We start from the raw sequence: 12,562 nt of genomic DNA on the forward strand, positions 1-12,562 counted from the left end.
CCCGCCTAGTCGACGAAGGGATCGCGGACCAGGATCGTGTCCTCGCGCTCGGGGCTGGTAGAAACCAGCGCCACCGGCGTTTCGATCAGTTCCTGAACGCGCTGGATGTACTTGATTGCCTGCGCGGGCAGATCGGCCCATGAGCGGGCGCCGGCGGTGGTGCCGCTCCAGCCTTCCATTTCCTCGTAGATCGGCTCGACGTTGGCCTGGTCCGCCGCGTGGCTGGGGAAATAGTCGAGGATCTTGCCGCCGAGACGATAGCCGGTGCAGATCTTGACCGTCTCGAACCCGTCGAGGACGTCGAGCTTGGTCAGCGCGATGCCGGTTACCCCGGAAATGGCGCAGGACTGGCGCACGAGCACGGCATCGAACCAGCCGCAGCGGCGCTTGCGACCGGTGACGGTGCCGAATTCGTGCCCGCGCTCGCCTAGGCATTGGCCGGTCTCGTCGTCCAGTTCGGTCGGGAACGGGCCCGATCCGACGCGGGTGGTATAGGCCTTGACGATGCCCAGCACGAAACCGGCCGAGGACGGACCGAGGCCCGAGCCGCTGGCGGCCGTGCCGCTGACCGTGTTCGAACTTGTGACAAAGGGATAGGTGCCGTGATCGACGTCGAGCAGCACGCCTTGCGCGCCTTCGAACAGGATCCGTGCGCCGGCCTTGCGCACCTTCTTCAGCCGCTTCCACACCGGCTGGGCGTATTGCAGCACGAAGGGGGCGATCTCCTTGAGTTCGGCGATCAGCGCGGCGCGATCGACCGCGGGCTGGCCGAAGCCGGCACGCAGCGCATCGTGGTGGGCGCAGAGCCGGTCGAGCTGCGCGTCGAGCGCGTCGAGGTGCGCAAGATCGCAGACGCGGATCGCGCGGCGGCCGACCTTGTCTTCATAGGCCGGGCCGATCCCGCGCCCGGTGGTGCCGATCTTGCCCGATCCGGCGGCCGCTTCGCGCAGGCCGTCAAGATCGCGGTGCAACGGCAGGATCAGCGGGCAATTGTCGGCAACGGCGAAGTTTTCGGTGTTGATGACCACGCCCTGGCCTTCGAGCTTCTCGATTTCGCTTTTCAGATGCCAGGGATCGAGGACCACGCCGTTGCCGATGATCGACAAGGTGCCGGTGACGATGCCCGAGGGCAGCAGGCTCAGCTTGTAGACCTGGTTTCCGACGACAAGCGTGTGGCCGGCGTTGTGGCCGCCCTGGAACCGGACCACGGCATCGGCGCGGCTGGCCAGCCAGTCGACGATCTTGCCCTTGCCTTCATCGCCCCACTGGGCCCCGATCACGGTAACATTGGCCACGGTTCGCCGTTTCCTTCCTTGCTGGACTGCGCTGAAACCGTGCCGCGCCCTAGGCGAAGCCGCGGCCAAGCACAAGGCGACAATCGGCGACAATTGGCGACTTTACCCGAAACGATGCGGAAATATGCTCGGTGCAAAAGGGAGCACATGATGAGGACATTCGCCATCCTGCCCGCCGCCGGTGCGGCGCTGATCGTTGCCGGCCTCGCCGATGCCCGCGAGGGGCGCTTGCGGGACCGCCTCGGCGCAAGCCGCGCCGATGGGCCCGCAGCCCCGGCCGCGGCCGGCAAGCAGACCCTGGCCTATGGCAGTGACAGGCTGCAGCAACTCGATTTCTATCCCGCGAAGAATGCTCGCGGACCCGCGCCGCTGGTGCTGTTCGTCCACGGCGGCGGGTGGAAGCGGGGAAGCAAGGACAACGCCGACGGTAGCTGGAAGGCGCCGCACTACACCGAGGCCGGCTATGCCTATGCCTCGATCAATTACCGCCTGGTGCCCGATGCGACCGTCGAGCAGCAGGGTGCGGACGTCGCCGCCGCCTTGCGCTTCCTGATCGACAGGGCGGGAACGCTGGGGATCGATCGCAGCCGGGTGGTGCTGATGGGGCACAGCGCCGGCGCACACCTGGTCGCGCTGGTCGGAACGGACGAGCGCTACCTGAAGGGCGCGGGGCTGTCGCTGCGCGATATCGACGGCGTGCTGCCGATCGACGGTGCGGCCTACGACGTGGCGAGGCAGATGGCGGATGGCGGACGGATGATGCAGGATACCTATGTCCAGGCCTTCGGGACCGATCCGTCACGGCAGGCCGCGCTTTCGCCGACCTTGCAGGCCCAGGCGCCCAATGCGGGCGCATTCCTTGTCATCCACGTCCAGCGCCGCGATGGGGTGGCCCAGTCCAAGGCCCTGGAGGAGGCGCTGCGCGCGGGCGGGACGCCGGCCGAACGGCGGGACTTTCCAGGTAGGGGATTGACCGGCCATGCCGAGATCAACCGACAGCTGGGCAATCCGGATTACGTGGCAACGCCGGTGGTCGATGCCTGGCTGGCCCGGGTGTTGGCCCGTTAAGGACAAGCCTTAAGCTTTCAAACCCCTGGCGTCCAAGCCAGAGACAGCGTGTGAAAGGGTGTGGAACTCAAGGCCTTGGTTGGGTTAAACCCTAACCTCATGGGGCACGATGCAGTCAGCGAACCGGCGTACGTGATCAAGGCGGAAGAGATTTCCGCCCTGAATTACCTCGATCCCGATCACCCGCGCCCGCTGCTGACCGAATGGATCAACCGCGGCACCGACCAGAAGATGCGGCGAACCTCGATCGATCTGCTGCTACGCACCCTCACCGAAGACAACGCTTCGCCCAGCGTGTTGCGACTCCACCAGACCTCGGGCCTGCGCGCGATCTTCGCGACCCAGAAGGAACGTGACGCCTTCGCAACGGCCTTCGCCGGCGCGCGCGCGCAGATGGCGCTGCGCCGGGATTACGTGGTGGCGACCATCTTCGACGATCTCGAGCGGGCCGAAGCAGCGGTGGGCGTGCTTAGGAACGCGGGCGTGCCGGACGATTCGATTTCGCTGTTGTGCCGGGCCGGGGACTTCAAGCCCGATCCCGAGGCATCCTGGCGCGGTCACTCGAAGATGAGCGTCGCAGCCGCCGTGGCCGGGGGCGGCCTGGCCGGCGCATTGCTCGGCATCGGCATGCTGGTGGTGATCCCGGGCCTCGGCGCCGTCGCAGCTGCCGGCGCGATCGCGGCGACCAGCGTGACGTCCGTCGCCTCGCTGTCGGGCATTTTCGGGGCAACCGGCGGGGCCATCGCCAAGATGCTGACCGACCACGACGTCGACGGGCGAGAGGCCAACTATTACGAGCGCCAGATCCGCCGCGGGCGGGTGTTCGTATCGGTCGACACGCGCATCGCGCCCGAACTGACTGCCGACGTGCGCCGCATATTAAAGGACAACGGCGGGCAGACGGCCAAGGCTGCCTAGACGGGCACGGCTTCACCGTTTTCGAGGCGGTGGCTGCAGCCCAGCGCCCGTTCCTCGCAGCCTTCGCCCAGCGCCGCCACGGTCCGCCAGCCGATAGCCCGGAGCCGCGCGGCGTGAACCGGATCGTGCCCCAGCGGCAGGAACAGCGCGTCGCGGCGCGGTTCTGCTTCGGCCAGCCGGTCGATGAGGGTGTCGGGATAAAGCGAAAAGCCTATCGCCGGTTCGTCCGCCTTGTCGGCGCGGTTGGACTTGATCGTGTAGCTGCCGCCGCGGCCCAGCACGCCCGAAAGCCCGTCGGCATAGATCGAGAAGCCGAACCACGACTGGTATTCGAAGCCGTGCCGTTCCGACGGATCGAGCGTCAGTCGTGCGGCCTTGCCGATTCGCGCCGCAATCGTGCGCAGCGCGGCGATGCGGGTCGCCAGCGCCCCGCCCGCGTCGATCGCGGAGAGCCGCTCGATCGCCGCGTCGAACGGGCCGATCGCGGTCAGCAGCGGAAGATAGGCTGCACCGCCCGCGGCCACGAGGCCGCCCGCGTCCTTGGCATCCAGTTCGCGCCGCACCGCCGCGATCGCGTCCGGCGCCAGCGGCAGGGCCTTGGCGGCCAGGGTATCGACAAGGTCGGGCAGCGTGAAGTCGACCGAAACGCCGGTCGCGCCGGCTGCGCGCAGGGCCTCGATCGCAACGGCCACGATCTCGCCGGCCGCAGCCACACTGTCCATGCCGATCAGTTCGGCACCGAGCTGGAGTCGCTCACGCGTGGGATCGAGCCCGTCGCCCTTGATCGTCACGACCTGCCCGGCATAGCACAGCCGCAAGGGGCGCGGCGCCGCGGCCAGACTGGTCGAGGCGATACGGCCGAGCTGCGGTGTCATGTCGCTGCGCAGCGCCAGGGTGCGCAGGCTGGCCGGATCGACGAAGCGGAACATGCGCCGCGGCTGTACGCCGGCCATACGGCTGGCGAGCGACTTTTCGAACTCGATGCTGGGAGGCTGGACCCGGTCGTACCCGTGGATGTCCAGGACATCGAGTGCGCTGCGCATCACCCGCGTCGCCACCGCCGCAGCCAGCGGCAGCCTGTCCTCGAGCCCCTCGGGCAACAGATCGCGATCGGTTTCCTGCATGGTACCCCTGCCCCGTCACCCCCGCTTTTGCGGGGATGACGGGAAATGGCAAGTGCTGCGGATCAGAAAGCCAGCGCGCGGACGCGCTTGACGCCCGGCAGCTTGCAGGCCTGGTCGACGACCGCGGCCGGAACCGGCTCGTCCACCGACAGCAGGAGCACCGCTTCCCCGCCCGCTTCGCGGCGGCCGAGGTTGAAGGTGCCGATGTTTATGCCGGCTTCGCCCAGCAGCGTCCCGATGCGTCCGATGAAGCCGGGCGCGTCCTCGTTGACGATGTACATCATCGGGCCATCGAGTTCGGCTTCGACCTTGATTCCGAACAGTTCGACCAGGCGCGGCTCGCTGTTGGAGAACAGCGTGCCCGCGACCGAACGTTCGCCCGCGTCCGTCTTCACCGAAACGCGGATCAGGGTGTGATAGTCGCCGGCCTTCTCGGTCTTGACCTCGCGCACCTCGAGCCCGCGCTCCTTGGCCAGGAACGGTGCGTTGACCATGTTGACCGTGTCGGACTGGGTGCGCAGGAACCCGGCCAGCACGGCGGCGACGATCGGCTTGGCGTTCAGTTCGGCAGCCGCGCCCTCGGCATGGATCGAGATGCGCGCAAGGCTCCCCGTAGTCAGCTGGCCGACCAGGCTGCCGAGCTTTTCGGCCAATGCCATGTAGGGCTTGAGCTTGGGCGCTTCCTCGGCCGAGAGCGAGGGCATGTTGAGCGCGTTGGTGACGCCGCCGTGGACCAGGAAGTCGGCGATCTGTTCGGCCACCTGCAGCGCCACGTTGACCTGGGCTTCGTTGGTCGAGGCGCCGAGATGCGGCGTGCAGATGAAATTCGGCGTGCCGAACAGCGGCGATTCCTTGGCCGGTTCGGTCTGGAACACGTCGAGCGCGGCGCCCGCGACCTGCCCCGAATCGAGCGCGTCCTTCAGCGCCGCCTCGTCGATCAGCCCGCCGCGCGCGCAGTTGACGATGCGCACGCCCTTCTTGGTCTTGGCCAGGTTCTCGCGGCTGAGGATGTTGCGGGTCTGGTCGGTCAGCGGGGTGTGCAGCGTGATGAAGTCGGCGCGGGCGAGCAGATCGTCCAGTTCCACCTTCTCGATGCCCAGTTCCACCGCGCGTTCCGGGCTGAGGAACGGATCGAAGGCAATCACCTTCATGCGCAGGCCAAGCGCCCGACTGGCGACGATAGAACCGATGTTGCCGGCCCCGATCAGGCCCAGCGTCTTGCCGGTGACCTCGACGCCCATGAAGCCGTTCTTGGGCCACAGCCCCGCTTGCGTCTGGGCGTTGGCTTCGGGAATCTGGCGGGCCAGCGCGAAGATCATGGCGATGGCGTGTTCGGCCGTTGTGATCGAATTGCCGAACGGGGTGTTCATCACCACCACGCCCTTCGACGAGGCATAGGGGATGTCCACGTTGTCGACGCCGATCCCGGCCCGGCCGATAACCTTGAGGTTCGTGGCGGCGTCGAGCACCGCCTTGGTCACCTTGGTCGAGGAGCGGATGGCGAGGCCATCGTAGTCGCCGATGCGGGCGATCAGCTGTTCGGGCGTTTCGCCGGTGATCACGTCGACGTCGCAGCCGCCTTCGCGCAGCAGGCGCTCGGCATTAGGGTCCATCTTGTCGGAAATGAGTACGCGGGGCTTGGTCATGGACAGCCTCCTTCAGAAATTGGTGCGTTGGAAGACGGGCGGGCGCAGGGCCCGCCCAAAGACAGGTTCAGGCGGAAACGGCGGCCCTGGTCTGGGCATAGGCCCAGTCGAGCCAAGGCCCGAGCGCCTCGATATCGGCAGTATCGACCGTGGCGCCGCACCAGATGCGCAGGCCCGCAGGGGCATCGCGGTATCCGGCGACGTCATAGGCCGCGCCTTCCTTTTCGAGCGCCCCGGCAAAAGCCTTGATGAAGGCTTCGTCCGCGCCGGCGACGGTCAGGCAGACCGAGGTTTTCGAACGGCTTGCCTCGTCCTCGGCCAGGTTGCCCAGCCATTCGCGCTGCGCAACGATCTTCTGCAGCGCGGCAGCGTTGGCATCGCTGCGCGCCTGCAGGCCCTTGAGACCACCCAGGCCCTTGGCCCATTCGAGCGCGAAGATCGCATCTTCGACCGCGAGCATCGAGGGCGTGTTGATCGTTTCGCCCTTGAACACGCCTTCGGCGAGCTTGCCCTTGGACACCAGACGGAACACCTTGGGCAGCGGCCATGCCGGGGTATAGGTTTCAAGCCGTTCGACTGCGCGGGGGCCAAGGATCAGCACGCCGTGGCCGCCTTCGCCGCCCAGCACCTTCTGCCACGAGAAGGTCGCGACGTCGATCTTGGCCCAGTCGATATCGTAGGCGAAGACCGCGCTGGTCGCGTCGGCGAAGGTCAGACCCTCGCGGTCCGCTGGAATCCAGTCGGCGTTCGGCACGCGCACACCGCTGGTGGTGCCGTTCCAGGTGAACAGAACGTCGTCGGCGAAATCGACCTGCGACAGATCGGGCAGCTGGCCGTAATCGGCGCGGATCACCGTGGGGTCGAGCTTCAATTGCTTGGCCGCGTCGGTCACCCAGCCCTCGCCGAAGCTTTCCCAGGCCAGCGTCGTTACGCCGCGGGCGCCGAGCATCGTCCACATCGCCATTTCGAAGGCGCCGGTGTCCGACCCCGGCACGATGCCGATGCGGTGCGTGTCGGGCAGCTGCAGCACTTCGCGCATCAGGTCGATGCAGTAAGCGAGGCGCGACTTGCCGATCTTGGCGCGGTGCGAGCGGCCGAGCGATTCGGTGGCGAGTTTGGCGGGAGCGTAGCCCGGAGGCTTGGCGCAGGGGCCCGAGGAAAAGTACGGACGCGCCGGCAGCGCCGGCTTGGTATCAGTCATGTATGCGTCTCCTTGCAGAGAGCACGCGCGGCGTTGGGACCGCGTGGCCCGTCGGCGGCCCTAACGATGCGACGCGCGAAGTCAAGGGAACAGACCGGACCCTTGGACCATTGTCCGATGCATGCCGGACCTGACCTCGTTCAACCTGCTGCCGCATCTGGTCACCCTGCTGATGGCCTATCTGCTGGCGATTCCGATCGGCTGGAACCGCGAAAAGGCGGAACGCAGCGCGGGAATCCGCACCTTTCCGCTGGTTGCGCTGGCGGCCTGCGGCTTCGTCCAGGGGGCCGAGCACATCACGGCGAACAGCCCCGAGGCGATGGCCCGGATCACCGAAGGCATCATCACCGGCGTCGGCTTCATCGGTGGCGGCGCGATTCTCAAGCAAGCCGATTCGGTCAAGGGGACGGCAACGGCGGCAAGCCTCTGGGCAACGGGCGCGATAGGGGTTTCAGCCGGCCTCGGCGCGTGGGACGTCGCGGTCATGCTGTCGATCATGACGGCCCTCACCCTGTTCATCCTCTCACCGTTGAAGGACGAGCGTGACCGTGATGGGGACACGTCCGCGCAGGACTAAGTCTTTGTTAACCATATCCGGGTGAAATCGAAGGGCTATGGCCCGCGTGCTGATTCTTGCCCTGCTGAGCGCCTCGCTGTCCGCCTGCGGCGGCTTGGTGCCGGGCGGCGAACCACCGCGCCAGGCAAGCGTTTCGCACAGTCCCGCCTTGCTGCCCAAGCAACCCGAAGCGCGGCGCTGCCTTGCCGACCTGGGCCAGGCCCGGGCGGCCTTTACCCCGCTGCCCGACCAGTATTACGGCGCCGGCTGCACGACGCTGGGCACCGTCAGGTTGGCCAGCCTGCGCAGCGACGATGCGGTCCTGGGCCTGTCGAACCTCGGACCGGTGACCTGCCCGCTTGCCGAAACCTTTGCCGGCTGGGCCCGCTTCGGGGTCGACCGCGCAGCGCAGCAGGTGCTCGGCAGCCCGGTGGTGCGGATCGAGACGATGGGCAGCTACAATTGCCGCAACGTGGCCGGATCGACCCGGCGCAGCGCCCACGCCACGGCCAGCGCGATCGACGTTTCGGGCTTCGTCCTCGCCGACGGGCGGCGGATCACCATCCGCGGCGACTGGCAGAGCCAGAGCCCCAAGGTGCGCCAGTTCCTGACCGTGGTCCATGCCAGCGCCTGCAAGCGCTTCGGCACGGTGCTGGGGCCGGCCTACAACGCCGCGCACTTCGACCACCTGCACGTCGAGCTGAGCGGCCGCGCGCTCTGCCGCTAGGGCCTATTTCGAATAGAGGCTGTAGTCCGGCAAGGCATGGAAGGCGTTCTTCAGCGCCTCGCTCCAACCAGCCGACACCGCGAGGTAATACGGATCCTGCGGCGTTATTCGGCGGCTGTGCAAAGCTTCGAAATTGTCCTTCTCGATCACCATCAGGTCGAGCGGCGGACCCACCGAAAGATTGGCCCGAATGGTCGAATCGAAGCTGACCATGAGAAGCTTGACCGCGTCCTCGAAGCTCATGTCGCGTTCGTAGCCGCGCAGGATGATCGGCCGGCCGTACTTGGTCTCGCCGATCTGGAAGAACGGCGTCTCGAGGCTCGCCTCGATGAAGTTGCCTTCGGGATAGACCAGGAACAGCCGCGGCTGCATCCCCTTTATCTGGCCCGCGACGATGATCGAGGCGGTGAACTTGGTTGTTGCGGTCGGGCCATCGGTCGTCTGGTTGATGGCGTTGGTCTTGGCGATCGTATCACGCAGCAACATGCCGACCTGGGTGGCGACCTCGAACATGGTCGGCGCCTTGAACAGGGTGTTCAGCCGTTCCCCCGGGGCCTTGTTGCGTTCCTCGAGCAGGCCGATGACCGCCTGCGTCGTGGCCAGGTTGCCCGCTGTCAGGACCGTGATGATTCGTTCGCCCGGCACGGTCCAACTGTGCATCTTCTTGAACACGGAGACGTTGTCGACGCCCGAATTGGTGCGGGTGTCGCTCATCAACACCAGCCCCTTGTCGATCTGCATCCCAACGCAATAGGTCACACGGCGCCCCCGATTCTGGCCCAGCCCTACTGTTCGACGTGTTGTTGTTCAACCGCCAGCTGCACTTCCAGCAGGCTTTCCCCTGCACCATAGGACATGCCGGTGACCGGCGCTGCTTCGCGGTAGTCGCTGCCGGTCGCCACCCTGACATAGCGTTCGTCGGGGCTGATCCCGTTCGACACGTCGAAGCCGACCCAGCCGAGGTGGTCGACATAGGCTTCGACCCAGGCGTGGCTGGCCTCCTGCTCGACCCGGTCGTTGAGCATCAGGTATCCCGAGACATAGCGCGCCGGGATGCCAAGCGCGCGGGCCGCGCCGATGAAGATGTGCGCGTGATCCTGGCACACCCCCTTGCCCAGCACGGCTGCCTCCTCGCCCGCGGTGTCGACGCCGGTCGCGCCCACGGTGTAGACGACATGCCGGCGGACCAGGCCGGACAAGTCGTGCAGGGTCTGCAAGGTTTCCCCGCGCGGCGCTTCGATGTCTGCCATGATCGTACGAACGCGCGGGCCCGGTCTGGTCAGCGGTGTCTGGATGAGGAAGGCCCAAAGCGGCATGTATCCCGAGATCTGGCCGATGATGCCGTGGTTGTCGGCCGTCTCGACCAGGCCCGAGCAGCGGACCTCGACGCTCGTGACGCCGGCATTCACCGAAACGAGCGTCGTGCGGTTGTGATGGTGATCGTCGTATTCGACCTCGACCCGGGCGCCGTCGAAATCCATCGTCCAGTCCGACACCTTCTGGCCCTGGGTGTTCTTCGGCGTCAGTCGCAACCGCTGCAGCCCGTGAACCACAGGCCGCGAAAAGCTGTAGCGCGTGACGTGTTCGATCCGCAGACGCATCAGTCGGTCACTTCAGGCATAGAACCGGTAATCGCGCTCGATGGCGAGCGCGACCTGGCGGTTGGTGGCGATGAAATCGGTCAGGAACTCGTGCAGGCCATCATCGAAGATGCGATCGATGGTGAGATGGTGGATCCGCGATCCGAGCCCGCGGACCTGTTCGTGGGCGCTGGTTTCCTGCCCGTACTGGTGCGCCAGCCCGGCAAGGTTCGAGCGCACCTTGTCGAGGCTGAACGACAGGCTGCGCGGGAAACGCTGATCCAGAATCATGAACTGCGCAATGCCGCGCGGGTCCATGGCCCCTGCGTTGAGCCAGCGATAGGCCCGCTCCCCCGATACCGAGCGCAGCACGCTGTCCCACTGCACGTTGTCAAGGCTCGACCCGACCCAGGCGAGCGAGGGCAGCAGCACGTAGTATTTCACGTCGAGAATGCGCGCAGTGTTGTCGGCGCGTTCGATGAAAGTGCCGATGCGGAAGAAATTGAAGTTCTCGTTGCGCAGCATCGAGCCTTCGACCGCGCCGCGCACCAGCGTCGCCTGGCGGCGGATCGCGTTGAGCACCTCGCCAAGGTTGGCCTCGCGCACCGGCTTGCCGAGCAAGTCGCGCAGATTCATCCAGCTTTCGTTGATCGCTTCCCAGACCTCGCGCGTAAGGGCGGTGCGGACCGACCGTGCGCTGGTCCGCGCGTTTTCGACCATCGCCAGCACCGACTGGCTGTTGTTCTTTTCGCGCAGCAGGTAATTCCAAACCTGGATGCCGGTATAGGTGCCGTGGCTCGCCTGATAGGATTGCGTCTGTCCCACCGTTTCGACCACCGAGCGCCATTCTTCCGTGCTGATCGCCTCGTCGCGGGTCAGCGCCATGCGATGGCCCGCATCGAGCAAACGCGCGGTGTTTTCGGCCCGCTCGAGATAGCGGGCCATCCAGAATACGCCCCTGGCTGTACGCCCCAGCATCGCGGCTAGTCCTCCAGCACCCAGGAATCCTTGGTGCCCCCGCCCTGCGACGAGTTGACGACCAGCGATCCCTGCTTGAGCGCGACGCGGGTGAGCCCGCCCGGCGTGATATCGATGCCCTTGGGCGATACCAGCACGAAGGGGCGAAGATCGACGTGGCGCGGGGCAAGGCCAGCCTTGGTCATGATCGGCACGGTCGACAGCGCCAGCGTGGGCTGGGCGATGTAGTTGTCGGGCTTGGCCTTCAGCTTGGCGGCGAAGGCGGCAATCTCCTTCTTCGAGCTGGTCGGGCCGATCAGCATCCCGTAGCCGCCCGAACCGTGGACTTCCTTGACCACCAGTTCGGCGAGATTGTCGAGGACGTAAGCCAGGCTGTCCTTTTCCGAGCAGCGCCAGGTCGGGACGTTCTGCAAGAGCGGTTTTTCGCCGGTGTAGAATTCGACGATCTCCGGCATGAACGAATAGATCGCCTTGTCATCGGCGATGCCAGTGCCGGGCGCATTGGCGATGGTGATCTTGCCGGCGCGGTAGATGTCCATGATCCCCGGCACGCCGAGAATGGAAGTGGGGTTGAAGGTCAGCGGATCGAGAAACTCGTCGTCGACGCGGCGGTACAGCACGTCGATCGGTTGGTAACCCTGGGTCGTGCGCATCGCGACGCGCCCGTCCACGACGCGCAGGTCGTTGCCTTCGACCAGCTCGGCGCCCATCTGGTCGGCCAGGAATGCGTGCTCGAAATAGGCGGAATTGTAGATCCCCGGCGTCAGCACCGCGACGACCGGGCGGTCGCCCGCGCAGGGCGGCGCACAGGCGGCCAGGCTGGCGGCCAGACGACGCGGATAGTCCTGGACCGGACAGACCTGCACCCGGCTGAACAGCTCGGGGAACATCGCCATCATCGTTTCGCGGTTCTCCAGCATGTAGGAGACGCCGCTGGGCGTGCGGGCATTGTCTTCCAGCACCATGAACTCGTCCGGGCCGGTACGAACCAGGTCAATTCCGACAATGTGGGTGTAGACCCCGCCTGGCGGCTTCAACCCGACCATTTGTGCCAGAAAGGCCGCGTTGCTGGCGATCAGGCGCTGCGGCAGGCGGCCCGACCGGATGATCTCCTGGCGATGGTAGATATCGTGCAGGAAGGCGTTGAGCGCGCGGACCCGCTGCTCGATCCCGCGCGACAGCTTGCGCCATTCGGCAGCGGTGATGATCCGCGGGACCATGTCGAAGGGGATAAGCCGTTCTTCACCTGCGTTATCGCCATAGACGTTGAAGGTGATCCCGGTCGTGCGGAAGAAGCTTTCCGCCTCCTGGCTCTTCCGGCGCAGGACCGAAGGATCCTGCTGGCCGTACCAGTGGCAGTATCCCGCGTAGCCCGGTCGGACCGCGCCGTTGGGATAAAACATCTCATCATACGAAGCGGGTTTGCTGCTCATGCGTCAGCGCCATGACTGACGCCTGTGCGCACGAAG

The 12,562-nt window shown here is 66.2% G+C and carries 12 protein-coding genes; 4 read left to right on the plus strand and 8 right to left on the minus strand.

Annotated features, from left to right (window positions below):
• Positions 1-5: 5 nt before the first annotated feature.
• On the minus strand, positions 6-1,295 hold the full coding sequence (locus B0I00_RS09895) for an adenylosuccinate synthase (RefSeq protein WP_100867255.1): 1,290 nt from the start codon (positions 1,293-1,295) through the stop codon (positions 6-8).
• 150 nt (positions 1,296-1,445) lie between these two features.
• Between B0I00_RS09895 and B0I00_RS09900 the strand changes: the two genes are divergently transcribed.
• Entirely contained in the window at positions 1,446-2,363 is a 918-nt protein-coding gene (locus tag B0I00_RS09900; protein WP_198519205.1) for an alpha/beta hydrolase, read from the plus strand.
• A 99-nt stretch (positions 2,364-2,462) separates the two neighbouring features.
• Positions 2,463-3,281 (plus strand): hypothetical protein, encoded by an 819-nt coding sequence (locus tag B0I00_RS09905; RefSeq protein WP_100867257.1) that lies wholly within the window; start codon positions 2,463-2,465, stop codon positions 3,279-3,281.
• On the opposite strand, the gene B0I00_RS09910 is transcribed toward B0I00_RS09905, so the two are convergent.
• The 3 genes from B0I00_RS09910 to B0I00_RS09920 form a co-directional block, all read right to left on the minus strand.
• Entirely contained in the window at positions 3,278-4,405 is a 1,128-nt protein-coding gene (locus B0I00_RS09910; RefSeq protein WP_100867258.1) for an ATP phosphoribosyltransferase regulatory subunit, read from the minus strand. The genes B0I00_RS09905 and B0I00_RS09910 overlap by 4 nt on opposite strands.
• Positions 4,406-4,467: 62 nt before the next feature.
• On the minus strand, positions 4,468-6,051 hold the full coding sequence (gene serA / locus B0I00_RS09915; RefSeq protein ID WP_100867259.1) for a phosphoglycerate dehydrogenase: 1,584 nt from the start codon (positions 6,049-6,051) through the stop codon (positions 4,468-4,470).
• A 67-nt stretch (positions 6,052-6,118) separates the two neighbouring features.
• On the minus strand, positions 6,119-7,252 hold the full coding sequence (locus B0I00_RS09920) for a phosphoserine transaminase (RefSeq protein WP_100867260.1): 1,134 nt from the start codon (positions 7,250-7,252) through the stop codon (positions 6,119-6,121).
• A 121-nt stretch (positions 7,253-7,373) separates the two neighbouring features.
• Here B0I00_RS09920 and B0I00_RS09925 point away from each other — a divergent pair, with 121 nt between their 5' ends.
• On the plus strand, positions 7,374-7,829 hold the full coding sequence (locus B0I00_RS09925) for an MgtC/SapB family protein (RefSeq protein WP_100867261.1): 456 nt from the start codon (positions 7,374-7,376) through the stop codon (positions 7,827-7,829).
• A gap of 37 nt (positions 7,830-7,866) precedes the next feature.
• Complete coding sequence (locus B0I00_RS09930) at positions 7,867-8,535, plus strand: extensin family protein (protein ID WP_100867262.1); 669 nt, start codon at positions 7,867-7,869, stop codon at positions 8,533-8,535.
• Between the two features lie 3 nt (positions 8,536-8,538).
• Here the strand turns inward: B0I00_RS09930 and B0I00_RS09935 are convergent, their stop codons facing one another.
• The 4 genes from B0I00_RS09935 to B0I00_RS09950 are packed head-to-tail and all read right to left on the minus strand — an operon-like array spanning position 8,539 to position 12,526.
• A complete protein-coding gene (locus B0I00_RS09935) occupies positions 8,539-9,294 on the minus strand; it encodes a peptidase (protein ID WP_100867263.1) in 756 nt (251 codons plus the stop codon).
• A 26-nt stretch (positions 9,295-9,320) separates the two neighbouring features.
• Positions 9,321-10,136, minus strand: coding sequence for a transglutaminase family protein (locus tag B0I00_RS09940; RefSeq protein ID WP_100867264.1), 816 nt, complete (start codon positions 10,134-10,136; stop codon positions 9,321-9,323).
• A gap of 12 nt (positions 10,137-10,148) precedes the next feature.
• Positions 10,149-11,093, minus strand: coding sequence for an alpha-E domain-containing protein (locus B0I00_RS09945; protein ID WP_100867265.1), 945 nt, complete (start codon positions 11,091-11,093; stop codon positions 10,149-10,151).
• A gap of 5 nt (positions 11,094-11,098) precedes the next feature.
• Positions 11,099-12,526 carry a circularly permuted type 2 ATP-grasp protein gene (locus tag B0I00_RS09950; protein WP_100867266.1) on the minus strand — a complete coding sequence of 476 codons (1,428 nt, stop codon included), beginning with the start codon at positions 12,524-12,526 and terminating at the stop codon, positions 11,099-11,101.
• Positions 12,527-12,562: the final 36 nt, after the last annotated feature.

This window comes from Novosphingobium kunmingense, from assembly GCF_002813245.1.
Classification (GTDB): Bacteria; Pseudomonadota; Alphaproteobacteria; order Sphingomonadales; family Sphingomonadaceae; genus Novosphingobium; species Novosphingobium kunmingense.

Bases quoted from the DNA above. Each gene is read 5' to 3' on its own strand.
- B0I00_RS09900 (WP_198519205.1), top strand. From the start codon at position 1,446: ATGAGGACATTCGCCATCCTGCCCGCCGCCGGTGCGGCGCTGATCGTT.
- B0I00_RS09905 (WP_100867257.1), top strand. From the start codon at position 2,463: ATGGGGCACGATGCAGTCAGCGAACCGGCGTACGTGATCAAGGCGGAA.
- B0I00_RS09910 (WP_100867258.1), bottom strand. From the start codon at position 4,405: ATGCAGGAAACCGATCGCGATCTGTTGCCCGAGGGGCTCGAGGACAGG.
- serA (WP_100867259.1), bottom strand. From the start codon at position 6,051: ATGACCAAGCCCCGCGTACTCATTTCCGACAAGATGGACCCTAATGCC.
- B0I00_RS09920 (WP_100867260.1), bottom strand. From the start codon at position 7,252: ATGACTGATACCAAGCCGGCGCTGCCGGCGCGTCCGTACTTTTCCTCG.
- B0I00_RS09925 (WP_100867261.1), top strand. From the start codon at position 7,374: ATGCCGGACCTGACCTCGTTCAACCTGCTGCCGCATCTGGTCACCCTG.
- B0I00_RS09930 (WP_100867262.1), top strand. From the start codon at position 7,867: ATGGCCCGCGTGCTGATTCTTGCCCTGCTGAGCGCCTCGCTGTCCGCC.
- B0I00_RS09940 (WP_100867264.1), bottom strand. From the start codon at position 10,136: ATGCGTCTGCGGATCGAACACGTCACGCGCTACAGCTTTTCGCGGCCT.
- B0I00_RS09945 (WP_100867265.1), bottom strand. From the start codon at position 11,093: ATGCTGGGGCGTACAGCCAGGGGCGTATTCTGGATGGCCCGCTATCTC.
- B0I00_RS09950 (WP_100867266.1), bottom strand. From the start codon at position 12,526: ATGAGCAGCAAACCCGCTTCGTATGATGAGATGTTTTATCCCAACGGC.